Raw genomic sequence first — 22,120 nt, forward strand, 5'->3', positions numbered from 1 at the left:
CAGCCAACACCGTCGCAACTGGCAAGGACTCAAAAGTGCGATTGCTCAACCGAACCGCTGGACGCCTCTCCCGGCATCGTCGGGGACCGCTTGCGGGTCTCGCCGTGCTGCTGCTGGGACTGTTGATCAGCGGCTCCCTCTACACGGTCCTCTCCCCCGCCCAGGCTGACTCGCAGCCGAGCGAGACCGAGCAGGTCGCGAAGGGCAAGGAGCTCTTCCTCGCCAGCTGCTCGTTCTGCCACGGCCAGAACGGCGAGGGCGTGCCGACCGTCCGCGAGGGCTACCAGCTCGGCCCCTCGCTCGTGGGCGTGGGCGCGGCCGCCGTCGACTTCCAGGTCGGCACCGGTCGCATGCCGATGGCGAGCCCGGGCCAGCAGGCGCCGCGCAAGCCGGTCGTGTTCGACGACGAGGAGGTCGCGGCCCTCGCGGCCTACGTCGCCTCGCTCGGCCCCGGCCCCGCGATCCCCAACGAGGCCGACTACTCGATCGACGACCTGTCCGACGAGGAGCGCGAGGAGGCGATCTCCCGCGGCGGCCAGATCTTCCTCACCAACTGCACCGCCTGCCACAACTTCAACGGCGCCGGCGGCGCGATGCCCCGCGGTGGCTACGCCCCCACGCTCCACGGTGTCGAGCCCAAGTACATCTTCGAGGCGATGCTCACCGGCCCCCAGCAGATGCCCAACTTCAGCAACGGCAACCTCACCCCCGAGGAGAAGCGCGACGTCATCGCCTACCTCGGCAGCCTCGAGGAGACCCCGGAGTACGCCGGCTTCACGCTGGGCGGCCTCGGCCCCGTCTCCGAGGGCCTCTTCGCGTGGGTGATCGGCATCGGCGGACTCGTGGGCGCGGCGGTCTGGATCGCCTCGCACACCACCCGCACCAAGAAGAACAAGGTGAACGCGTGAGCAACGACAACTCCTCCACGCCGGAGCACCCCGTCAACGCACCGGACGGCACGCCGGTGCCGTACGACACGCACGTGCCCACGCACCGCGAGGCCGAGCCGATCGCCGACCCCGGCCTGCCTGCCCACACGTGGCGGCCGACCGACGTCGACCCCAAGGCCGAGAAGCGTGCCGAGCGCCAGATCGCGGGCATGTTCATCGCCGCGATGGTCTTCGCCGTCCTCTTCGTGGTCGCCTACTTCTCCTTCGAGGTCGGCGACAACTGGGACACCTTCGCCGGACTCGGTGCCTCCACCATCACCCTCGGCCTGACGCTGGGGCTCAGCCTGCTGCTCATCGGCACCGCCATCATCCACCTGGCCCGCAAGCTGATGGCGGACCACGAGATCATCGAGATGCGCCACCCGGCCTCCTCCCCGCAGGAGGACCGCGACGCCACGATCCAGGCGCTCAACGACGGCCTCGACGAGGCCGGCATCGGCCGCCGCCCGCTCGTGCGCAACACCATGCTCGGCGCCGTCGCGGTGCTCGGGCTGCCCGCGGTCGTGCTGCTGCGCGACCTCGCGCCCGGCAACGCCCTCGACGTCGACAAGCTCGGCAACACCGTCTGGGAGCCGGGCATGCGCCTGGTGCGCGACGTCGTCGGCACGCCGATCCTGGCCAGCGAGATCGAGATGGGCGACCTCATCAACGGCACCGCCGAGGCGATGTTCCCGACCGAGGAGAACGGCTACCCCGAGCTCCACGGCGCCGAGGAGCAGGCAGAGAAGGCCAAGGCCGCCATCATCATCGTGCGGATGGACCCCGAGGACATCACTCCGGCCCCCGGCCGGGAGAAGTGGTCCGTGGACGGCGTCCTCTGCTACTCCAAGATCTGCACCCACGTCGGATGCCCGATCTCCCTCTACGAGCGCACCACGCACCACGTGCTGTGCCCGTGCCACCAGTCGACCTTCGACCTCGCGGACCACGCGAAGGTCGTCTTCGGTCCGGCTGCCCGCCCCCTCCCCCAGCTGCCCATCGCGGTGGATGACGAGGGATACCTGGTCGCCCAGAGCGACTTCACCGAGCCCATCGGGGCAAGCTTTTGGGAGCGTGAGAAGCTGTGAGCGTCGACACCAGCAAGGTCGCGACGAGCAACCGCACGAACGCCGCAACCGCGTCGAAGCCCGGCCCCGCCGGCTCGCTGGCCTCCTGGGCCGACGACCGCCTCGGCCTCGCCACGGCGATGAAGAAGAACCTGCGCAAGGTCTTCCCCGACCACTGGTCGTTCATGCTGGGCGAGATCGCCCTGTGGAGCTTCGTGGTCCTGCTGCTCACGGGCGTCTTCCTGACCCTGTGGTTCAACCCCTCGATGGGTCACATCACCTACGAGGGCTCCTACGACCAGCTGCGCGGCGTGGGCATGTCGGAGTCGATGGCCTCGACCCTGCACATCTCGTTCGACGTGCGCGGCGGCCTGCTGATGCGCCAGATGCACCACTGGGCGGCGGCGATCTTCATCGCCTCGATGATGGTGCACCTGCTGCGCGTCGCCTTCACCGGCGCCTACCGCAAGCCGCGTGAGCTCAACTGGGTCATCGGCTGCCTGCTGCTGCTGCTCGGCACCCTCGAGGGCTTCACCGGCTACTCGCTCCCCGACGACCTGCTCTCGGGCACCGGCGTCCGCGCGGCCGACGGCTTCCTCAAGGCGACCCCGGTCGCCGGCAGCTACATGTCGTTCCTGCTCTTCGGTGGCGAGTTCCCGGGTGAGTCGATCATCCCGCGCCTCTACATCATCCATGTGCTCCTGATCCCGGGCATCCTGCTGGCGCTGATCGCGGCCCACATGCTGCTGCTCGTCTACCACAAGCACACGCAGTGGCCCGGCCCCGGCCGCACCGAGCAGAACGTCGTCGGCTTCCCGATGCTCCCGGTGTACGCCGCCAAGGCCGGTGGCTTCTTCTTCATGGTCTTCGGCGTCATCGCCATCATGGGCGGCCTGATGTCGATCAACCCGGTGTGGAAGTTCGGCCCCTACGACCCGACCAAGGTGACGGCCGGCTCGCAGCCCGACTGGTACATGGGCTGGCCCGACGGCCTCCTGCGCATCATCCCGACCGGCTGGGAGTCGGTGATCTTCGGCTACACGATCTCCTGGAACGTGATGCTGCCGATCCTCATCGTGCCCCCGATGATGCTCGTCATCCTGATGCTGCTGCCCTTCATCGAGGGCTGGATCACCGGCGACAAGCGCGACCACCACCTGCTCCAGCGGCCGCGCAACGCGCCGACGCGCACGGCGGTCATGGTGTCACTGATGACCTTCTACGGCCTCGCCTGGGCCGCGGGCGGCAACGACATCATCGCCATCAAGCTGCACCTCAGCATCAACCAGATCACCTACTTCATGCGGGTCGCGATCTTCGTCGGTCCCGCCCTGGCGTTCTGGATCACCCGCCGCTGGTGCATCTCGCTGCAGCGTGCCGACAACGAGAAGCTGCTCCACGGCTACGAGACGGGCATCATCACCCGCTCGCCCGAGGGCCAGTACGCCGAGCGGCACCTGCCGATCAACGAGACGAAGGCCTACACCCTCACCGCGCGCGAGCGCGACGAGGTGTTCACGGTCGGGAGCGACACCGACGCCTCCGGCGTGGCCGCCCCCAACTCGCGCTCGGAGAAGCTGCGGGCCCGGCTCTCGTCGTGGATGTACAGCCACAACGTGCAGAAGCCCACGCGGGCCGAGCTCGAGGAGGCGCACCACCACGCCGAGCACGAGGCCGAGCTGCAGTCGGGCCTCGACCACCCGGTCGACGGTCACCAGTTCGACGACCACCGCCTGCGCGACACGGACGACGTACCTCTCCGCGACAAGTGAGCACCCGCACGAGGGCCCGCCGGCATGTTCCCGGCGGGCCCTCTGCCGTTCCTCACGCGCAACCGGTCGCTCAGTCGCCCTTCACGTTGACCAGCTGCCGCAGCACGTGGCGCACCTCCACCAGATCGGCCGCGTCGGCCATCACCCGGTCGATGTCCTTGTAGGCCGCCGGGATCTCGTCGATGAACGCGTCGGTGTCGCGGTACTCGATCCCCGCCATCGCCGCCCGCAGGTCGTCGGCCGTGAAGGTCTTCCGAGCCCGGGTCCGGGAGTACTCCCGGCCGGCCCCGTGGGGTGCGGAGCTGAGCGACACCGGGTCGCCCTTGCCGACGACGACGTAGGACGCCGTGCCCATCGAGCCCGGGATCAGGCCGGGGCGGCCCGCCTCGGCGTTGATCGCGCCCTTCCGGGACAACCACACGTCGCGCCCGTAGTGGTGCTCACGCTCGGTGTAGTTGTGGTGGCAGTTGATCTCCTCCACCCGCTCGACGTCTCCGTCCACCCACTCGGCGAACTGCCGCACGACCCGGTCCATCATCTCCTCACGGTTGAGCAGCGCGTAGGTCTGCGCCCACCGCATCTCGCGGATGTAGGCGTCGAACTCGTCCGTGCCCTCGGTGAGGTAGGCCAGGTCGCGGTCCGGCAGGTCCTCGCCGGCGCACAGCTCGCGGGCGACCGCGATGTGCTTCTGCGCGATCCGGTTGCCGACGCCGCGCGACCCGGAGTGGAGGAACAGCCACACCCCCCCGGTCTCGTCCGCGGTGACCTCGATGAAGTGGTTGCCCGACCCGAGGGTCCCCAGCTGCAGGTCCCACCGCTTGGCGTACGACGCGGGGTCGAAGCGCGCCGCGGCCGCCAGCTCGCGCAGCTGCTCGAGCCGCCGCTCGGTGTGCTCGCGGCTGACCGTGCGGTTCGCCGCGCCGGCGTTGAGCGGGACGGCGCGCTCGATCGCCTGCCGCACCGGCTTGCGGTCGGCGGGCAGCTCGCCCACGGCGTACTGGGTGCGCACGGCGATCATGCCGCAGCCGATGTCCACGCCCACGGCGGCCGGGATGATCGCACCGAGGGTCGGGATGACCGATCCCACGGTGGCGCCCAGGCCGAGGTGTGCGTCGGGCATCAGCGCGACGTGCGGGTGGATGAACGGCATCGTGGCCGTCTGCTCCGCCTGCGCGCGCGTGTTGTCCTCGAGGATCGACGCCCAGCTGATGAGCGTCGGGGTCAGGTTCTCCATCGTCCTTCCTTCTCTGGGAGGGCCCGCCGGGATGCGGACCGACCCAGGACCCTACGTACCCGGAAACGGCTTGCACCGCCCATTTCCGCTGTCGTAGGAGGACGAGGACGCGTCAGCTGAGCGCGGAGCCCTGCTTCCACGCGGCCGGGGGGAGGTTCCAGTCGCCGTAGCCGTTCTCGAGGGTCATCGGCCGGTCGGTGCCGGTGTACTCCACGACGTCGCCTCGCCGGCTCATCGCGTAGAGCCAGCCGGCGTCGGCAGTCGACATGCCCGTGCAGCCGTGGGAGACGTTGGCGTGGCCCTGCGAGCCCACCGACCACGGCGCTGCGTGGATGAACTCGCCGGAGTAGGTGACCCGCATGGCCCACTGCACGTCGTCGATGTCGTAGGCCTCGGGGCTGTTGCGGTTGATGCCGACCGTCTCGGAGTTCATCCGCCGCTCCTCGAACTTCTCCATGATCACCTTGACGCCGGAGCGGGTGGTGAAGCCCGGCTTCCCGGTGGTGATCGGCAGCGTGCGGAGCAGCTGGCCGTTGCTGAAGACCTGCATCTGGTGCGTCTGGGCGTTGACCTTGTAGACGTGGGCGTCCCCGACGTGGAAGGACAGCTGGCGGTCCTCCTGGCCGTAGATGCCGTTGCCCGCGGGCAGGCTGTTGAGGTCGAGGTCGACCGAGACGTCGCTCCCGGCCTTCCAGTAGTGCGCGGGGCGGAAGTGCGCCTCGCGGTCGCTCAGCCAGTACCACGAGCCCTTCTGGGCGGGCGTGCTGGTGACGGTCATGTGCTTCTCGAAGAGCGCCCGGTCGGCGACCGGGAGGTCGAAGGTCACCACCACGGGCATGCCGACGCCCACCGTCTCCCCCTCGAGGGGCGCGATCGAGGGGTAGGTCTGCTCGTCGAGGGTCAGGTCGACGGTGTGGAAGGCACGCGTGCGCTCGACGGCCTCGCCGTCGGACCGGGTGGCTGCGGCGGTGATCCGGTAGTCGGTGCCGGGCTCGAGCCGCGACACCGAGGTCCACGTGCCACCCTCGACGCGGCCCTCGACGGGGCCGGCGGCGGACGTCACGCGTACGTCGGACAGCTCACCCCCGTCGGCCGACACGGTCACCGGGGAGTCGATCGGCACGGACGCCGGGTCCTTGAAGCTCGTGGTCAGGCGGACCGGGTCGACCTGGGCGGCCTGCGAGGCGTCCGGACCACCGTCGGGAGCGTCCTGGGTGGTGTCACCGGCCGGCGCGCCGCCGCTGCTGCACGCAGCGAGGCCGGCAGAGAGCATCAGCAGCGCCGCCGCGGCCGTCGTACGACGGCGTGCGGGACGCGTGGACCTGGGCGCGCGTGTGCGCATGCGACGTGACCCCCTGGAGAGCCCGCCCGGACGGGCGGTGGAACGGAAGAACCCGTCCAGCGTACGTCGCGGACGGGTTCTTCCTGAATTCCCATGCAGGGGCGCGGCTCAGTGGGCGTGCTCACCCCGGTAGTACTCGAAGACGAACCCACAGGTGACGACCGCACCGGCGGTGAAGCCGATGATGACCAGCCACCAGGCCGACATCGCGACGCCGTAGACCATCACGCCGAGGGCGAGGGCGCACCACAGTGGCCACCAGGAGTAGGGCGGGAAGAAGCCCAGCTCGCCGGCGCCGTCGGCGATCTCGCCCTCCTTGCGGTCCTCCGGCCGCGGGTCCATCCGCGAGGCGTGGAACCCGAGGTAGAGGGTGATCATCGCGGTGAGGAGCGCGGTCATCACCAGCGCGGAGGTGCCGGTCCAGTCCCCGGAGAGGAACCAGTAGCCGGGGGCCACCACTGCCACGAAGACGGTGGTGATCCCGAAGATCCATGCCTCGGCCTTCATCGATTCTCCTCCTCGGTCGGCGTGCTCGTGTCGGCACGGTCGCGCAGCATCTCCTCGCGGCCGTGGACCTCGGGCGCGTCGGCCACGTCGCCGTTGCTCTCAGCCGGGTTGTCGGACAGCTCGAGCAGCGCCACCTCCGGGTGGTGCAGGTCGAAGGCAGGCGACTCGGAGCGGATGCGCGGCAGCGTGTGGAAGTTGTGGCGCGGCGGCGGGCAGCTGGTCGCCCACTCGAGCGAGCGGCCCCAGCCCCACGGGTCGTCCACGAGCACCTTCGGCGCCTTGGCCGAGAGGTAGACGTTGAGCAGGAACGGCAGCGTCGAGGCGGCCAGGAGGAACGAGCCCACCGTCGAGATCTGGTTGAGCGTGGTGAAGCCGTCCTCGGGCAGGTAGTCGGCGTAGCGACGCGGCATGCCCTCGACACCCAGCCAGTGCTGGACGAGGAACGTGGTGTGGAAGCCGACGAACAGGATCCAGAAGTGCACCTTGCCCAGGCGCTCGTCGAGCATCCGGCCGGTCATCTTGGGCCACCAGAAGTAGAACCCGGCGAACATCGCGAACACCACGGTGCCGAAGACGACGTAGTGGAAGTGCGCCACCACGAAGTAGGAGTCGGACACGTGGAAGTCCAGCGGCGGGCTGGCCAGGATGACACCGGTGAGGCCGCCGAAGAGGAACGTCACGAGGAAGCCGATCGACCACAGCATCGGGGTGTCGAACGACACCGATCCGCCCCACATCGTTCCGATCCAGTTGAAGAACTTCACGCCTGTCGGCACGGCGATGAGGAAGGTCATGCCGGAGAAGAACGGCAGGTCCACCGCGCCGGTGACGAACATGTGGTGCGCCCACACGGCGACCGACAGCATCGCGATGCCGAGGGTCGCGGCGACCAGGCCGACGTAGCCGAAGATCGGCTTGCGGCTGAAGACCGGCAGGACCTCCGACACGATGCCGAAGAACGGCAGCGCGATGATGTAGACCTCCGGGTGGCCGAAGAACCAGAACAGGTGCTGCCACAGGATCGGTCCGCCGTGCGACGGGTCGAACACGTGCGCCCCGAGGATCCGGTCGGCCTCCAGCGAGAGCAGGGCACCCGCGAGGATCGGGAACACCATGATCACGAGCATGCTGGTGATCAGCGTGTTCCACACGAAGATCGGCATCCGGAACATCGTCATGCCGGGTGCGCGCATGCAGATGATGGTGGTGATGAAGTTGACGCCACCGAGGATCGAGCCGAGACCGGCCATCCAGAGGCCCATGATCCAGAGGTCGCCACCCACGCCCGGGCTGCGGACGGCGTCGGAGAGCGGCGTGTAGGCGAACCAGCCGAAGTCGGCCGCACCCGAGGGCGTCAGGAAGCCGGACGCGGCGATCAGGCCGCCGAACAGGAACAGCCAGTAGCTGAACATGTTGAGGCGCGGGAACGCCACGTCGGGAGCGCCGATCTGCAGCGGCATGATCACGTTGGCGAAGCCGAAGAACAGCGGCGTCGCGAACAGCAGCAGCATGATCGTGCCGTGCATCGTGAACAGCTGGTTGTAGAGCTGGTCGTTGACGATCTGCTGGCCGGGGAAGGCCAGCTCGGAGCGGATCAGCATGGCCATCAGGCCGGCGACCAGGAACCACCCGAACGAGGTGATCAGGTACATCTTGCCGATCAGCTTGTGGTCGGTCGTGGTCAGGATCCGAACCGCCTGCTCGCCGAGCTGCTTCTTGCGCTCCGGCGGAGGTGCCGCTGCGTGCGGGGTGGCTGTGGTTGCAGCGCTCACTCGCTGTGTCCTTCCGAGTCGTCGTCGAGACCCGCTTGCTCGCGGACGTAGTCGCCACCGAGCACGGGCAGCTCGGCGGTGTTGCCGGCGTCTGCCAGCTCGCCGAGGTAGGCGTCGTACTCCTCCTGGCTGACGACCTCGACGTTGAAGAGCATCCGCGAGTGGGAGACACCGCAGAGCTCGTAGCACTTGCCGGCGTAGGTGCCCTCGACGGTCGGGGTGACCTGGAGCCGGTTGACCCGGCCCGGGATGACGTCCATCTTCACGAGGAAGGAGGGCACGCCGAAGTCGTGGATCACGTCGGGCGAGTGGAGGTTGAACTGGATGGTCTGGTCGACCGGCAGGACGAGCGTCGGGATCTGCGCGCCGGTGCCGGACGTGTAGACGTAGGAGTCGTAGGCGAAGTCGTCGCCCTCACCCGCCGCGGACGGGTCCTGCTCGCCCACACCGTGGTTGAAGGTCCACGACCACTGCTGGCCGAGCACCTCGACGGTCATGTCGGGCTCGGGGTCGAGGTTGAGCACCTCGTCCTGCACCCGCACGGTGTGGAAGAAGAACACGACGCACATCAGGACCGGGGCGATCGTGTAGAACACCTCGAGCGGCAGGTTGTAGCGCGTCTGCCGCGGCACCTCGTCGTCGCTGCGGCGACGGAACTTCACCACGGCGTAGAAGATCAGGCCCCAGACGATGACGCCGGTCACCATGGCGGCGACCCAGGCCCACTTCCAGAGCTCGTAGGTGTAGGGACCTTCGGCGCTGGCCCGATCGGGCATCGCGAGGTTGCGGATCTGGTGCGTGTCGGCCTCGGAACATCCGGCCAGCACCAGCATCGTCACGCCCAGCAGCGCGACCTTCAGGGTGCGCCTCAGGGGCGCGCCTGAAAGGTTGGGGACTTGCAGACCCACTGACGAGCCTCTCTCTCGGTCCTTCTCGACACAGAGAGGGTATCCCCATCTGACCGCGCCGTGCGGGGCAGGGTCGGGTGTCGCCCGATCTGCGCAGGTCAGGGTCCGTCCGCCCGCGTCGGCGGCCCTCGGTGTGGCATAAGTTGCCCTTGTGACTGCCTCTCCGGCCCGGTCCGCGGACCTCGACAGCGCGTCCTCGGCGCCGCTGCACCCGGCCGCGCGCGAGGTGCTCCTCGCCGCCCTCGACAGGGGGTACGCCGACCCGCGCCGGCTGCACCGCGCAGGCCGGGAGGCGCGGCTGCTGCTCGACAACGCGCGGGAGGCCACGGCCGGCGCGCTGGGCGTGCGGCCCGACGAGGTCACCTTCACCCCCAGCGGCACCCACGCCGTCCACCTCGGGCTGCTGGGGCTGCTGCGGGGCTCGCGGCGCGGCACCCAGGTCGTGCACTCCCCCGTCGAGCACTCAGCCGTGCGGCACGCGGTGGCGTGGGGAGCCGATGGCGGCCCGGAGGTGCCGGTCGACCGGTCGGGCCGCGTCGACCTCGACGGGCTCGTCGGGGGCGCCCGCTCCCCCGACGTCGGCGTCGTCGCCCTGCAGACCGCCAACCACGAGGTGGGCACCCTCCAGCCGGTGGGCGGGATCGACCTGCCCGACGACGTCCCGCTCTTCACCGACGCGTGCGCCTCCATGGGCCGGCTGCCGCTGCCCGACGGCTGGGCCGCAGCCGCCGGCTCCGCCCACAAGTGGGGTGGTCCCGCGGGCGTCGGGATCCTGCTCGTCCGCAAGCGGGCCCGGTGGCGCAACCCGTTCCCCGGCGACGACCGCGTCGACGAGCGCTCGACCGGCTTCGAGAACGTCCCCGCGGTCCTCGCGGCGGCGGCCTCGCTGCAGGCGGTGGTGGCCGAGCGCGACGAGGTCAACGCGCGCCAGCACGAGCTCGTGGACGTCGTACGGCAGCGGGTGGCGGCGGAGGTGCCCGACGTCGAGGTCGTCGGCGACCCCGACCACCGGCTGCCGCACCTGGTGACGTTCTCGTGCCTCTACGTCGACGGCGAGGCGCTGGTGACCGAGCTGGACCGGCGCGGCTTCTTCATCGCCAGCGGGTCGGCGTGCACCGCCTCGACCCTGACCCCGAGCCACGTGCTCGAGGCGATGGGCGTGCTGACCCACGGCAACGTCCGGTTCTCGGTGCAGCGCGACGCGACGCGCGCCGACGTCGACGCCTTCTGCGACGCCCTGCCCGGCGTGGTCGCCGAGATCCGTTCGCGGGTGGGCCTGTGACGCCTCCCGCTGGACGCCCCGACGTCGTGCTCGAGCTCGACTGCCGTGAGGTGCCGTGCCCGATGCCGGTCATCGAGCTGGCCCGGCACCTCGGCGACGTGGAGGTAGGCGAGCTGCTCGCCGTGGTCGCCCACGACCCCGCGGCAGCGGTCGACGTACCGGCGTGGTGCCGGATGAAGGGCCAGGAGCTCGTCAGGACCGACGCCGCGGACGACGGCGCGCCGCGCTACGTCGTACGACGGCTCACCTGACGCTCGCCGGTCACGGCCGGATGGTGCGCAGGTGCGGCTCGAAGTCGGCGGCGGCCGCGTCGCCGTAGGTCGCCGCGCAGCGCTCGAGGAAGGCGGCGCGGGAGATCTCGTACTCCTGGGTGCCGACCTTCTCCACCACGTGGACGGCGAGCAGGCAGCCGAGCTGGGCGGCCCGCTCGTGGTCGAGGTCCCAGGTGAGGGCGGCGAGGAAGCCGGCGCGGAAGGCGTCGCCCACCCCGGTCGGCTCGACCTTCTCGATCTCCGGGACAGCCGCGACGACGACGGACTCCTCGCCCCTGCGGTCGATGCGGACGCCGTCCGCGCCCAGGGTGACCACCCAGGTGCCGACGCGCGAGAGGACCTCGTCGCGGCTCCACCCGGTCTTCTGGGTGATGAGGCTGGCCTCGTACTCGTTGGAGAACAGGATGTCCGCGCCGTCGATGAGCGGCCGGATCAGGTCGCCGTCGCCGAACGCCAGCTGCTGGGAGGGGTCGGCCAGGAACCGGTAGCCGCGCTGGCGGCACTCCTCGGTGTGGCGGAGCATCCCCTCCGGGTCGTCCGGGCCGATGATCACGTAGTCGGGGGCGCCGACCCGGTCGACGATCGGCTTGAGCTCGATCTCGCGGGACTCGCTCATCGCGCCGGCGTAGAAGCTGGCGATCTGCGCGTGCGCGCTGTCGTTGGTGCACACGAAGCGCGCGGTGTGACGGGTCTCGGAGACGTGCACCGAGTCGCAGTCGACGTTGTGGCGCTCGAGCCACGAGCGGTACTCGGCGAAGTCCTCGCCGACCGCCCCGACGAGCACGGGGCGCAGGCCCAGGTTGCCCAGGCCGAAGCAGATGTTGGCGGCGCAGCCGCCGCGGCGTACCTCCAGGTCCTCGACGAGGAAGGACACCGAGAGCTTGTCGAGCTGGTCCACCACCAGGCTGTCGGCGAACCTGCCCGGGAACGACATCAGGTGGTCGGTCGCGATGGATCCGGCTACGAGGAGGGACACGCGGCGAGACACTACCCCGCGGTACTGCTCGGGATACGCATCAGTAGCCAATAGCGTCGACTCCATGACGACGTCCCGCCGCCCCTCACCCCTCTTCAGCGACGAGCTGGGCACCCCTGCCGAGATGGCTGCCGACGGCCGGGAGACCAGCCGCAACCTCGGCCTGCAGAGCCGGCTCGAGCGCGCCGCCCGGGCCGCCGTGGCCCCCGCGCCCAGCCTGCGCTTCGACGACTACCCGCCCGAGGTCGGCAAGCGGGAGATCCGGGTCTCCGACGCCGCCGCCCGCATCGCCAACGCGCTCCACCTGCACCTGGACTGACCCGGAGGGCCGAGAAGCAGCCTCAGGCACGACGAAGGGCCCCAGCCGGTCGGCTGGGGCCCTTCGTCTGTGTCAGATCAGTGGAACGAGTCGCCGCACGCGCAGGAGCCGGTGGCGTTGGGGTTGTCGATCGTGAACCCCTGCTTCTCGATGGTGTCGACGAAGTCGATCTCGGCACCGTTGAGGTAGGGGACGCTCATCCGGTCGACGACCACGGTCACGCCGTCGAAGTCGGTGGTCACGTCGCCGTCGAGGGTGCGCTCGTCGAAGAAGAGCTGGTAGCGGAGGCCCGAGCAGCCACCCGGCTGCACGGAGATCCGCAGGGCGAGGTCGTCACGACCCTCCTGCTCGAGGAGGCTCTTCACCTTGCCGGCGGCGACAGCGGAGAGGTTGATCTGGTCGGTGCGGCGCTCAGTGGTCTCGACCTGCTCGGTCATCTCATCACTCCAGGAGTCTCGGGTACTGCTTGCCTCAATGGTCGCACACCGCGGGTTATTCCCCGGTCTCGCGGGGTTCGGGCGGACCGAGGGTGGTGGCGGACGACATTCAGCGCACCCAGTTCGATGTCGCTAGCCGCCACCGACGCCGCCGCCTACCCGGCGGAGGAAGGCTGCCTGACCCGCGGGAGTGAACAGCGAGTCGCGAAGATGACTGGTCCAGATGCGGATGCGCGACGGGTCGTGTGGCCGGCCGATCGCACGATCGGCGTCTTCGAGGATCGTGACCGGGCGGTGCAGCAGGTCTCCCGACGTGAATCCGCGGCGGACCAACCCTGCTCTGTCCAGCTTGCGGTCGCGGCGGCGGTCCTTGACCCTCCGCGGCACCTTCTCGTGCTCGTCGCCGTCGTACTCGTGCACGGAGTCGGTGCCGACCAGCCAGAGGTCGACGCGCGCGACCAGGACGCCGTCGACGTCGACGACCTCGCGCTGCGGCATGACCTCGACCTCGCACCAGACATGGAGCAGCCTGAGGAGGGTCTCGAAGACGGACTCGGATCTTTCGTCGGCCATCGCCAGCGCCTCCCGCAACCCGCGCGCGCCAGGTCGTCGCGGGCGGATCACCTCCTCGATCTCGTCCCTCGTGGCGAGTTCGAGGTGCAGCACGCAGTCGACCAGCACCACCATGTCGAGCAGGCTGAGCCAGCGCCCACAGGCCAGCAGGGTCTCTGCGACGTCGGCGCAACGGAGGTCGTTGATCTCCTCAAAGCCGATCATCCTCGTGTGACGGCTCGTGAGGACACCGGACCGCATAGGACGCGGGTCGTCGAGGCCCATGGCCATGAAGACCGGTACGCCAACGGGGATCGGCGGTAGCCACCAGCCCCGCACGCGGGCGGACGTCAGCGCTGTGAAGCAGTTGTGGTCGGACATCAGCAGCTGCCAGGCATGCAACGCGCCGACACCGTCGTCCAGCTCGGCCAGCCGGTGCGCACCGCGCGTCTCCCTGACGTACGCCGTGAGCCGCGGTTGGCCGCGGACTGCCTTCGGCCGCGTGCCGGGGAAAGGATGGTTGTGTGCACCGGAGGTCATCGGTGGAGCGTGGAGCGGATCGATCGTCCGTCGCCGAGCGACTACCTTCTCGCTGTGGACGACGCGTGCTGCGAGTGACTTGTGGACGCGTAGAGGACCGGTCGCAAGTCGCCGCGACCCTGGCGGCGTACGACAGCTGCCGCAGGCCGATCGATGTCTCTAGCCGCCACTCTCGACGGGCGGTGCCGCCACAATGGCGGCGTACGACAGCTGCCGCAGGTCGATCGATGTCGCTAGCCGCCACCCTGAAGGGACGGGGGCCGGGAAGGGGCCAGACCCTCAGCGCGACCAGGTGCGCGCGACGCGGGCGGCGAGGTCGGCGAGCGCGTCGGCGGGGGCGGCGAAGGCGCGCTCCTCCCCCACGAGGTCGACGAGGGAGTACGCCGACTCGATTCCGAGGGCGCGCATCTCGCGCGATCCGACGAGCACCTGCCCGGCGAGGGCGATGCAGGGGCGGAGGGCCTCGGAGGCGACGGCGGCGACGCCGTAGGGCACCTTGCCGGCGCGGCTCGAGAAGTCGAAGGCGCCCTCGCCCGTCACGACCAGGTCGGCTGCGCGGGCCCGGTCGGCGAGCGAGACCGCTGACGCGACCAGTCCGATGCCCGGCTCCCGCCGGGCGCCGAGGACGAGGAGGGCGTAGCCGATCCCGCCGGCGGCCCCGGCCCCCTTCTCCAGGGACGTACGCCGGTCGGTGGCGGCGGCGAAGGCCTCCAGCCACCCGTCGACCTCGGCGATCCGGTCCTCTGCGACGCCCTTCTGGGGGCCGAAGGTCTTCGTGGCCCCGAAGAGCCCCGTCAGGGGGTTGTCCACGTCGCTCGCCGCGACGAGCGTGACGCCCTCCAGCCGCTCGCGGGCCGCCGAGAGGTCGACGTCGGTGACGGACGCCAGCGGCGCGGCGCCGCCGTCGAGCACGCCGTCGCCCTGCGCCCCGAGCGCAGCCAGGACGCCCGCGCCCCCGTCGTTGGTGCCGGTCCCGCCCAGCCCGACGACAACGGTCGTCGCGCCGCCGGCCACCGCGGCCAGGACGAGCTCGCCCACGCCCGCGCTCGAGGCGGTCTCGACGGGACCGGAGACCAGGTGCAGGCCGGCGGCCTGGGCGCTCTCGACGTACGCCGTCGTGCCCACCCGCAGCACCACGGCGGGAACGGGATCGCCGTGCGGCCCGCTGACCGTCACGGCGTCGAGCGAGCCTCCGAGCGCCGCGTGCAGGACGTCGACGAAGCCGGGGCCGCCGTCGGCCATCGGCGCGAGGTCGAGCACGTCGTCCGGTGCGTGCCGTCGCCACCCGCTCGCCACCGCCTCCGCGGCCTGCACCGCGGTCAGGGTGCCGGCGAACTTGTCCGGGGCGATCAGCACGCGCATGGCAGCATCCTTGCAGCGGGTGCGTCAGGCATGCTGGGCGCATGAGTATCGAGCCCATCACCGCCGAGATCACGGTCCCGGTGACCCCGACCGAGGCCTTCGTCGGCTTCACCGCGCAGATGGGCGAGTGGTGGGACCCGATGCTCAGCCCCGACCCGCCGACCTTCAACGGCATCGCCATCGACCCGAACGGCCCGGTCGCCTCGGTGCACGGCGACGAGCAGTACGTCTGGGGCCGAGTCACGAAGTGGGACCCGATCGGCCACTACACGCAGGAGTTCTGGCTCGGCCACGCCGAGGAGGAGCCGACCCGCCTGGACGTGAGGTTCACCGACGCGGACGGCGGCGGCACGCTGGTGCACCTCGAGCACGGCGGCTGGGCCGACGGCAGCGAGGACGTCCGCGCGAAGTACACCCACTGGGACGACCTGCTCCGGCGCTACGCCGCACACGTGTCGTGACCGCGCCGGTCGTCCGGCCGATGCGCGTGGAGGACCTCGAGGCGTTCGCCGAGATCACCGCGACCTCCTACCACGAGGTCGACACCCGCACCCACCAGCGCGCCTGGCCCGATCCCGTACGCCGTCCCGCTACCCGCAACGCGCACTGGATCCGTCGGACCGGCCGGGCGCTGGTCACCGACCCGGGCGGCTGCTGGGTCGCCGAGGTCGACGGCGAGGTCGTCGGCGGGGCCGTGTCCCGGGTCCGCGAGCTGATGTGGATCCTGGCGTCGTTCGCCGTCCGGCCGGAGCACCAGGGCCGCGGCATCGGCACCGAGCTGATGGCGGCGGCCCTGCACCACGGCCGGGGGTGCCTGCGGGGCATGTTCGCCGCGAGCGCCGACCCGGGTGCCGTACGTCGCTACCGGCTCGCCGGCTTCGACCTGCACCCGCAGATGATGCTCACGGGAGTGGTCGACCGCAGGGCGATCCCGGTGGTCGACCGCGTCCGCGAGGGGACGGCCGGTGACGCGGACCTGATGAACTCCGTCGACCGGCGCACGCGCGGCGCGGCCCACCTCGGCGACCACGACCTGCTGCTCGCGCAGTTCAGGCTGGTCGTCACCGACCACTCGACCGGGTCCGGCTACGCCTACGTCGACGACGACGGCTCACCGGTGCTCGTGGCCGCCACCAACCGGCGTACGGCGTCGGGGCTGATGTGGGAGGCGCTGGCGTCGTCGTCGCCGGGCGCGCAGGTGTCGGTGCACCACATCACCTCCGCGAACGCCTGGGCGCTCGACGTGGGGCTCGCGGCGCGGATGGCGATCTACACCAACGGCTACCTGTGCCTGCGCCGGATGAAGCCCCCGACGCCGTACCTCCACCACGGCTCGCTGCTGTAGCGCGAGCCTGGGGCGTCAGGTCGCCGAGCCCGGCTCCAGGCGCGCGCCGGCCGCGACGACGCCCGAGACGCGGGAGTCGCGACCGACCAGCACGAGGTCGTCGTCGTGGGCCACGCGCCGCGACGGCTCCGCGCCCACCCGGGCCTTCGCGAGCACCTCCGACCGCTCGTCGACGACGGCCGTGCGCACCACTGACCCCGCCCGGATGACGCAGTCCTCCATCACCACGCTGTCGTGCACCTCCGCGCCCTTCTCCACGACGACGCCCGGTCCCAGCACGCTGCCGACGACGAGCCCGGCGACGTCCGCGCCGGGCGACATCAGCGAGTCGCGGCACTCCCCCGTCGCCCGCACGCGGGCGGCGGGCCGGTCGGGCCAGTGCGAGATGACCGGCCGGCCGGGGTGGTCGAAGACGTCGACACGGCCGGCGAGCAGGTCGCGGTGGGACTGGAGGTAGAGCCCCGGCTGCCCGACGTCGCGCCAGTAGCCGGTCAGCGGGACCGCGACAGCCTTGCCGGTGTCCACCAGGCGCGGCAGGAGGTGCTCGCCGAAGTCGCCGATGCCGCTGTCGTCGTCGTCCGCCTCCGCCGAGAGCTCGCGACGGAGGTCGCGGAGGGCACCGAGAAGCGCCTCGGTGTCGTAGAGGAACACCTCGGTCGCCACGGTGCCGGCCGACGGCCGGGAGGGCTTGTTCTCGACGCCGGTGATCGTGCCGTCGCGACCGGCGAGGACCACGACGTTGTCCGAGGCGTCCTTCTTGGTGACCTCGCTGGTCAGCACCGTGGCCACGCGACCGGCAGCCACGTGCTCCTCGATCACGGGGGCGAGGTCCATGTTGAAGACGTGGTCGGCGCTGCACACCGCGAGCGTGCGCGCCCCGAACGACTCGATGTCGGCCGACATCCGCAGCAGCAGGTCGCCGTTGCCGTGGGCGAAGCCGCTCTCCGTCGCCGGGCCGGTGCCCGTCTGGGGGACGATGCGACGGAAGCCCCCGCGGTTGCGGTCCAGGCTCCACGGGCGACCACCGGAGAGGTAGTCGTCGATCGACGTCACCTGGTACTCGAGCGACACCCACACGTCGGCCAGGTCGGCGTGCACGAGCCCCGACAGGGCGAAGTCGATCAGCCGGTGCACCCCGCCGTAGGGCAGCGCGGGCTTGGCGCGCTCCCGCGTCAGCACGTCCATCCGGGACCCCTGGCCCCCGGCCTGCACCAGGGCCAGCACCTCACCGCGTCGTGGCATGGGCAGAGCATGGCACCCCCGAGGGGCCGGTGCGCCCACCCCGTCGGGTCGTCCGCGTGCGGTGAGCGGCTGCTGGGCGCCCCGGGACCCGCCATAGGATCGCCTGCATGAGCCTCGTCGACCTGCCGCTCCTCCCTCTCGGCAAGGGCCGCGACCTCGACGCCGAGCGTGGCGTGGAGTGCCCCGGTGACCTGCCTGCGGCGTCCGACCCCGACCTGGTGGAGAGGGCGCGTGCCGCCAAGGAGGCGCTGGGCGAGCGGGTCTTCGTGCTGGGACACCACTACCAGCGCGACGAGGTCATCCAGTTCGCCGACGTCACCGGCGACTCCTTCAAGCTGGCCCGCGACGCGGCGGCCCGACCCGACGCCGAGTTCATCGTCTTCTGCGGCGTCCACTTCATGGCGGAGTCCGCCGACATCCTCACCTCGCCCGACCAGCAGGTGGTCCTCCCCGACCTGGCCGCCGGCTGCTCGATGGCCGACATGGCCCGGCTGCGCCAGGTCGAGGACGCGTGGGACGCGATGGCCGACGCGGGCGTCCAGGACGCCGTGGTGCCGGTGACCTACATGAACTCCAGCGCCGACATCAAGGCGTTCTGCGGGCGCAACGGGGGCGTCGTCTGCACCTCGTCCAACGCGGACGTCGCTCTCGACTGGGCGTTCCAGCAGAAGGCCCACCTCGAGGACGGCGCCAAGGTGCTCTTCCTCCCCGACCAGCACCTCGGCCGCAACACCGCGGTGCTCCAGATGGGCATCGGCCTCGACGAGTGCGTCGTGTGGGACCCGCTGCAGCCCGGCGGCGGCCTGACGGCCGAGGAGCTGCAGCGGGCGCGGATGATCCTGTGGAAGGGCCACTGCTCCGTGCACGGCCGCTTCTCCGAGGACGTGGTCGACGAGCTGCGCGCCCAGCACCCCGGCATCAACGTGCTGGTCCACCCCGAGTGCAAGCACGAGGTGGTGCTCAAGGCCGACCTGGTCGGCTCCACCGAGTTCATCATCAAGACCATCGAGGCCGCCGAGCCCGGCACGGTGTGGGCCATCGGCACCGAGCTGAACCTGGTCAAGCGCCTCGCGGACGCCCACCCCGACAAGACGATCGTCTTCCTCGACCGCAACGTCTGCTACTGCTCGACGATGAACCGCATCGACCTCCCGCATTTCGTGTGGGCGCTCGAGAGCCTCGTCGCCGGCACGGTCGTCAACCGGGTCACCGTCGACCCCGACACGGAGTCCGACGCGCTGGTGGCGCTCCAGCGGATGCTCGACCTGCCCGGCAAGTCGCACCGCGACTGACGACCGGCCGGGGGACGACGATGGCACGACGACGGGTCACCGACTCCGAGCGGCGCGCCCGGATCGCCGTACGCCACGCGCTGGCACCCGGGCACCGGCTGGCCGACGTCGCCGCGGTGACCCGTGCGATGACGGTCCTGCACGCGACCGAGGCGGCCACCGTCCACCTCGCGGTCGCCGCCCGCGCCGAGGGCCTGAAGCCCGAGGACGTCGACGCGGAGCTGTACGACGCCCGCTCGGTGGTGAAGCAGCTCGCGATGCGACGGACCCTGTTCGTCTTCCCCCGCGACCTGCTGCCCGCGGCCTGGGGCAGCGCTTCGGCCCGGGTCGCGACCTCGGAGCGCAAGCGCGTCGCCAAGGCGATCGCGGGCGCCGGGATCGCCGCCGACGGGGAGGCCTGGCTCGACGCCGCCCGCGACGCGACGCTCGCGCGCCTGGCCGCGGGACCGGCCACCACCGCCGAGCTGCGCGCCGAGGTCCCCGAGCTGGCCGGGACCGTTGGCGGCACCACCGACAAGCCGTGGGACCGCCCCGTCCCGGTCGCGCCGTGGGTGCTCACCCACCTCGGCCTCGAGGGAAAGGTGGTCCGGGGGCGCAACGCCGGGCACTGGCGGCGCAACGCGCCGACCTGGACGACCGCCGAGGACTGGCTCGGCGAGGTGGCCGAGCCGCTCGCGGAGGACGCCGGCTACGCGGCGTTGGTGCACCAGTGGCTGCTCACCTTCGGACCCGGGACGGCCGCCGACATCCAGTGGTGGCTGGGGTCGACGAAGACCGCCGTCACCCGCGCGCTCGCCGACGTCGGCGCCGTCGAGGTCGATCTCGACGACGGGACGACCGGCTGGGTCCACCCCTCCGACGAGGACACCGGGCCGGTCGAGCCGTGGGCGGCCCTGCTGCCGACCCTCGACCCGACCGTGATGGGCTGGAGGGCGCGCGGCTTCTACCTCGCCCCCGAGCACGTCCCCTACCTCTTCGACACCAACGGCAACGCCGGGACCACGGCCTGGTGGGACGGTCGCATCGTTGGCTGCTGGGTGCAGGACGAGGAGGGCGTGGTGCGGCTGTCCCTGCTCGAGGACGTGGGACCCGACGGGCTCGCCGCGCTGGAGGCCGAGGCCCAGCGGCTCACCACGTGGCTCGACGGCACGGTGGTCGGCAACGTCTACGCCTCGCGGCAGATGAAGCAGGCCAGGCTCCCCTGAGCGCCCGGCCGAGCCGGCGAGCCGTTCAGGCGTCCGCGCGCGGCAGCTCGAACCAGAACACTGCTCCGCCGCCCTCGCGGTCGTCGACGCCCATCCGGCCGCCGTGGGCCTCGACGATCCGCCGACACGTCGCCAGACCGATGCCGGAACCCTCCACGGTCTTGTCGAGGCGGGCCAGCGGCGCGAACACCCGCTCGCGCTTGTCCTCGGGGATCCCGCGGCCCCGGTCGCGCACCTCGACGCGGTGGTGCCCGTCGATCGGCACGGAGTCGACCTCGACGTCGGGCTGCTCCCCCGGGACGGTGAACTTCGCCGCGTTGTCGACGAGGTTCATCAGCACCGACCGCAGCTGGCCGGCGTCGCCACGCACGAGCGGCAGGTCCCCCACGTCCACCTGCTCGCCGGGGATCCGACCGGCGAGGTCGTCGAGCGCCGACCGCATCTCCACGGCGAGGTCGACGACCTCCTCCCCCGGCGCCTCGCCCTGCTGGGCGAACTCCAGCAGGTTGTTGATCAGGTCGGTCATCCGGTCGACGCCGCGGCGGGCCCGGGCCAGGGTGTCGAGCAGGTCAGGGTCCTCGATGTCGAGCTCGAGCGTCTCCAGCGACAGCGAGATCGAGGTCAGCGGGTTCTTGAGGTCGTGGCTGACCTGGCCGGCGAAGTGCGCGAGGCGCTCGTTGGAGGTGCTGAGCCGGGCGTTGGCCTCGCCGAGGCGGCGCGAGGTGAGCTCGAGCTCGAGCACGTCCACCACGCGGTCGGCGAGCTGGGCCAGGCCGCGGGCCGCCTGAGGGGTCACCACGTGGGACCGCTCGTCGAAGACGCAGAGGGTGCCGATGGTGACGCCGGCGGGCGTCGTGAGCGGGTGGGAGCCGTAGTACTTCACGTCGCCGATCTCGCCCGTCGTCCACGGGTTCTCCGCGAAGCGCACGTCACTGCCGGCGTCCTCAAGCATGATCGGCTTGCCGCTCTCCACCACGAGCCGGCACATCGAGTGGTCGACCGGCGAGTCCGCGCCCTCGAACCCGGCTGTCGCGACCTGGTGCTGCGAGTGCGAGCTCAGCAGGTTGACGGCGGCGAAGGGCACGCCCGCCACCTGGGCGGCCAGCTCCACGAGGGAGTCCAGCTCGCGGCGCGCCCCTCCTCCGACGACGTCGTACGCCGCGATCGAGCGGTCGCGTGCCTCGGGGTCCTTCACAGCCCCGGAGCCTTCCAGACCGCCAGCCAGCGCTGGAGGTCGGGCTCCATCGGGAGCTCCGCGCCCAGCAGGTCACGCACCGACAGCTCCAGCAGCGTGTCGCGCGTCTGCTCGCCCGTGGGTGCGAACGGGTAGAACGTGCCCTGCTTGTAGAGGTAGGTGAGCCCGAAGCGCTGGCCCGACGCGTTGGCGAACGGCACCATCGAGCACAGCAACCCCGAGGCGAAGCCGTTGAGCTCGAGCGTGGTGTTCACGGCGTGGAGGTCGGTGCACAACCCGGCGACGTCGTCCTGGGCGCCGGCCACGACGAGCCAGGTGAAGCCGAAGTCGTCCTGGGTGACCTCGACGTCGGGGGCCTCGGCGTCGTCGCGGACGAGGGCCAGCACGTCGGCCTGCGTCTGGGCGAACGCCGCCCCGGCCGCCGAGCGGTAGCAGACCGACCCGGTGCCGGTGGGCTCGAACCCCAGCGCGGTCTGGAGCGTGATCGCGGCGCTCGGCACGTGGAACAGCGCGTCGAGGTTGTTGCGCTTGGGCTGGGTCCGCCCGCGCATCGCCTCCCAGAGACCCATC

Annotated in this window: 22 protein-coding genes; 10 read left to right on the forward strand and 12 right to left on the reverse strand. The window is 71.1% G+C overall.

Annotated features, from left to right (window positions below):
* Positions 1 to 35: 35 nt before the first annotated feature.
* Genes qcrC through qcrB form a run of 3 tightly spaced genes read left to right on the forward strand, consistent with a single transcriptional unit; the run spans position 36 to position 3,768 of the window.
* Complete coding sequence (gene qcrC, locus AC3A3L_RS18785; RefSeq protein ID WP_487641563.1) at positions 36 to 908, forward strand: cytochrome bc1 complex diheme cytochrome c subunit; 873 nt, start codon at positions 36 to 38, stop codon at positions 906 to 908.
* On the forward strand, positions 905 to 2,017 hold the full coding sequence (qcrA, locus tag AC3A3L_RS18790; protein WP_487641564.1) for a cytochrome bc1 complex Rieske iron-sulfur subunit: 1,113 nt from the start codon (positions 905 to 907) through the stop codon (positions 2,015 to 2,017). Before qcrC ends, qcrA begins: the two co-directional genes overlap by 4 nt.
* Positions 2,014 to 3,768: a cytochrome bc1 complex cytochrome b subunit gene (qcrB, locus tag AC3A3L_RS18795; RefSeq protein WP_487641565.1), complete on the forward strand. Its 1,755-nt coding sequence runs from the start codon at positions 2,014 to 2,016 to the stop codon at positions 3,766 to 3,768. The genes qcrA and qcrB overlap by 4 nt, the downstream gene beginning before the upstream one ends.
* A 70-nt stretch (positions 3,769 to 3,838) precedes the next feature.
* On the opposite strand, the gene AC3A3L_RS18800 is transcribed toward qcrB, so the two are convergent.
* The 5 genes from AC3A3L_RS18800 to ctaC form a co-directional block, all read right to left on the reverse strand.
* Complete coding sequence (locus AC3A3L_RS18800) at positions 3,839 to 5,002, reverse strand: RtcB family protein (protein ID WP_487641566.1); 1,164 nt, start codon at positions 5,000 to 5,002, stop codon at positions 3,839 to 3,841.
* Positions 5,003 to 5,114: 112 nt separating this feature from the next.
* Positions 5,115 to 6,344 (reverse strand): L,D-transpeptidase, encoded by a 1,230-nt coding sequence (locus AC3A3L_RS18805; RefSeq protein ID WP_487641567.1) that lies wholly within the window; start codon positions 6,342 to 6,344, stop codon positions 5,115 to 5,117.
* Positions 6,345 to 6,452: 108 nt separating this feature from the next.
* Positions 6,453 to 6,851 carry a cytochrome c oxidase subunit 4 gene (locus tag AC3A3L_RS18810; protein WP_487641568.1) on the reverse strand — a complete coding sequence of 133 codons (399 nt, stop codon included), beginning with the start codon at positions 6,849 to 6,851 and terminating at the stop codon, positions 6,453 to 6,455.
* Positions 6,848 to 8,623, reverse strand: coding sequence for an aa3-type cytochrome oxidase subunit I (gene ctaD, locus AC3A3L_RS18815; RefSeq protein WP_487641569.1), 1,776 nt, complete (start codon positions 8,621 to 8,623; stop codon positions 6,848 to 6,850). Before ctaD ends, AC3A3L_RS18810 begins: the two co-directional genes overlap by 4 nt.
* Positions 8,620 to 9,531, reverse strand: coding sequence for an aa3-type cytochrome oxidase subunit II (gene ctaC / locus AC3A3L_RS18820; RefSeq protein ID WP_487641570.1), 912 nt, complete (start codon positions 9,529 to 9,531; stop codon positions 8,620 to 8,622). The genes ctaD and ctaC overlap by 4 nt, the downstream gene beginning before the upstream one ends.
* A 151-nt stretch (positions 9,532 to 9,682) precedes the next feature.
* Between ctaC and AC3A3L_RS18825 the strand changes: the two genes are divergently transcribed.
* Together AC3A3L_RS18825 and AC3A3L_RS18830 are read left to right on the forward strand one after the other, a co-directional pair.
* Complete coding sequence (locus AC3A3L_RS18825; protein ID WP_487641571.1) at positions 9,683 to 10,813, forward strand: cysteine desulfurase family protein; 1,131 nt, start codon at positions 9,683 to 9,685, stop codon at positions 10,811 to 10,813.
* Positions 10,810 to 11,064 carry a sulfurtransferase TusA family protein gene (locus AC3A3L_RS18830; protein ID WP_487641572.1) on the forward strand — a complete coding sequence of 85 codons (255 nt, stop codon included), beginning with the start codon at positions 10,810 to 10,812 and terminating at the stop codon, positions 11,062 to 11,064. Before AC3A3L_RS18825 ends, AC3A3L_RS18830 begins: the two co-directional genes overlap by 4 nt.
* 10 nt (positions 11,065 to 11,074) lie before the next feature.
* Here AC3A3L_RS18830 and AC3A3L_RS18835 read toward each other — a convergent pair whose 3' ends face one another.
* The gene (locus tag AC3A3L_RS18835; RefSeq protein ID WP_487641573.1) at positions 11,075 to 12,061 is read right to left on the reverse strand and encodes a carbohydrate kinase family protein; all 987 of its coding nucleotides are present in this window, start codon (positions 12,059 to 12,061) and stop codon (positions 11,075 to 11,077) included.
* Positions 12,062 to 12,125: 64 nt separating this feature from the next.
* On the opposite strand from AC3A3L_RS18835, the gene AC3A3L_RS18840 reads away from it, so the two are divergent.
* The gene (locus tag AC3A3L_RS18840; RefSeq protein ID WP_487641574.1) at positions 12,126 to 12,380 is read left to right on the forward strand and encodes a hypothetical protein; all 255 of its coding nucleotides are present in this window, start codon (positions 12,126 to 12,128) and stop codon (positions 12,378 to 12,380) included.
* A gap of 77 nt (positions 12,381 to 12,457) precedes the next feature.
* On the opposite strand, the gene erpA is transcribed toward AC3A3L_RS18840, so the two are convergent.
* The 3 genes from erpA to AC3A3L_RS18855 form a co-directional block, all read right to left on the reverse strand.
* Positions 12,458 to 12,817 (reverse strand): iron-sulfur cluster insertion protein ErpA, encoded by a 360-nt coding sequence (gene erpA / locus AC3A3L_RS18845; RefSeq protein WP_090971856.1) that lies wholly within the window; start codon positions 12,815 to 12,817, stop codon positions 12,458 to 12,460.
* A 132-nt stretch (positions 12,818 to 12,949) separates the two neighbouring features.
* Complete coding sequence (locus tag AC3A3L_RS18850; protein WP_487641575.1) at positions 12,950 to 13,909, reverse strand: hypothetical protein; 960 nt, start codon at positions 13,907 to 13,909, stop codon at positions 12,950 to 12,952.
* 279 nt (positions 13,910 to 14,188) lie between these two features.
* Positions 14,189 to 15,271: a glycerate kinase family protein gene (locus tag AC3A3L_RS18855; protein WP_487641576.1), complete on the reverse strand. Its 1,083-nt coding sequence runs from the start codon at positions 15,269 to 15,271 to the stop codon at positions 14,189 to 14,191.
* Positions 15,272 to 15,312: 41 nt separating this feature from the next.
* Here AC3A3L_RS18855 and AC3A3L_RS18860 point away from each other — a divergent pair, with 41 nt between their 5' ends.
* Together AC3A3L_RS18860 and AC3A3L_RS18865 are read left to right on the forward strand one after the other, a co-directional pair.
* A complete protein-coding gene (locus AC3A3L_RS18860) occupies positions 15,313 to 15,732 on the forward strand; it encodes an SRPBCC family protein (RefSeq protein WP_487641577.1) in 420 nt (139 codons plus the stop codon).
* A complete protein-coding gene (locus AC3A3L_RS18865) occupies positions 15,729 to 16,616 on the forward strand; it encodes a GNAT family N-acetyltransferase (protein ID WP_487641578.1) in 888 nt (295 codons plus the stop codon). The genes AC3A3L_RS18860 and AC3A3L_RS18865 overlap by 4 nt, the downstream gene beginning before the upstream one ends.
* 15 nt (positions 16,617 to 16,631) lie before the next feature.
* Here the strand turns inward: AC3A3L_RS18865 and AC3A3L_RS18870 are convergent, their stop codons facing one another.
* Entirely contained in the window at positions 16,632 to 17,858 is a 1,227-nt protein-coding gene (locus AC3A3L_RS18870; RefSeq protein ID WP_487641579.1) for a glucose-1-phosphate adenylyltransferase family protein, read from the reverse strand.
* A gap of 107 nt (positions 17,859 to 17,965) precedes the next feature.
* On the opposite strand from AC3A3L_RS18870, the gene nadA reads away from it, so the two are divergent.
* On the forward strand, positions 17,966 to 19,150 hold the full coding sequence (gene nadA, locus AC3A3L_RS18875; RefSeq protein WP_487641580.1) for a quinolinate synthase NadA: 1,185 nt from the start codon (positions 17,966 to 17,968) through the stop codon (positions 19,148 to 19,150).
* 20 nt (positions 19,151 to 19,170) lie between these two features.
* Positions 19,171 to 20,355, forward strand: coding sequence for a winged helix DNA-binding domain-containing protein (locus AC3A3L_RS18880; protein WP_487641581.1), 1,185 nt, complete (start codon positions 19,171 to 19,173; stop codon positions 20,353 to 20,355).
* A 25-nt stretch (positions 20,356 to 20,380) separates the two neighbouring features.
* Here AC3A3L_RS18880 and AC3A3L_RS18885 read toward each other — a convergent pair whose 3' ends face one another.
* Positions 20,381 to 21,550 (reverse strand): GAF domain-containing sensor histidine kinase, encoded by a 1,170-nt coding sequence (locus AC3A3L_RS18885; protein ID WP_487641582.1) that lies wholly within the window; start codon positions 21,548 to 21,550, stop codon positions 20,381 to 20,383.
* Positions 21,547 to 22,119: a PspA-associated protein PspAB gene (pspAB, locus tag AC3A3L_RS18890; protein WP_487641583.1), complete on the reverse strand. Its 573-nt coding sequence runs from the start codon at positions 22,117 to 22,119 to the stop codon at positions 21,547 to 21,549. Before pspAB ends, AC3A3L_RS18885 begins: the two co-directional genes overlap by 4 nt.
* Between the last annotated feature and the right edge of the window lies 1 nt (position 22,120).

The organism is Nocardioides sp. Soil_C_8, assembly GCF_057656315.1.

Bases quoted from the DNA above. Each gene is read 5' to 3' on its own strand.
- AC3A3L_RS18800 (WP_487641566.1), bottom strand. From the start codon at position 5,002: ATGGAGAACCTGACCCCGACGCTCATCAGCTGGGCGTCGATCCTCGAG.
- AC3A3L_RS18805 (WP_487641567.1), bottom strand. From the start codon at position 6,344: ATGCGCACACGCGCGCCCAGGTCCACGCGTCCCGCACGCCGTCGTACG.
- AC3A3L_RS18810 (WP_487641568.1), bottom strand. From the start codon at position 6,851: ATGAAGGCCGAGGCATGGATCTTCGGGATCACCACCGTCTTCGTGGCA.
- AC3A3L_RS18840 (WP_487641574.1), top strand. From the start codon at position 12,126: ATGACGACGTCCCGCCGCCCCTCACCCCTCTTCAGCGACGAGCTGGGC.
- erpA (WP_090971856.1), bottom strand. From the start codon at position 12,817: ATGACCGAGCAGGTCGAGACCACTGAGCGCCGCACCGACCAGATCAAC.
- AC3A3L_RS18850 (WP_487641575.1), bottom strand. From the start codon at position 13,909: ATGACCTCCGGTGCACACAACCATCCTTTCCCCGGCACGCGGCCGAAG.
- AC3A3L_RS18855 (WP_487641576.1), bottom strand. From the start codon at position 15,271: ATGCGCGTGCTGATCGCCCCGGACAAGTTCGCCGGCACCCTGACCGCG.
- AC3A3L_RS18860 (WP_487641577.1), top strand. From the start codon at position 15,313: ATGAGTATCGAGCCCATCACCGCCGAGATCACGGTCCCGGTGACCCCG.
- AC3A3L_RS18870 (WP_487641579.1), bottom strand. From the start codon at position 17,858: ATGCCACGACGCGGTGAGGTGCTGGCCCTGGTGCAGGCCGGGGGCCAG.
- nadA (WP_487641580.1), top strand. From the start codon at position 17,966: ATGAGCCTCGTCGACCTGCCGCTCCTCCCTCTCGGCAAGGGCCGCGAC.
- AC3A3L_RS18880 (WP_487641581.1), top strand. From the start codon at position 19,171: ATGGCACGACGACGGGTCACCGACTCCGAGCGGCGCGCCCGGATCGCC.
- pspAB (WP_487641583.1), bottom strand. From the start codon at position 22,119: ATGGGTCTCTGGGAGGCGATGCGCGGGCGGACCCAGCCCAAGCGCAAC.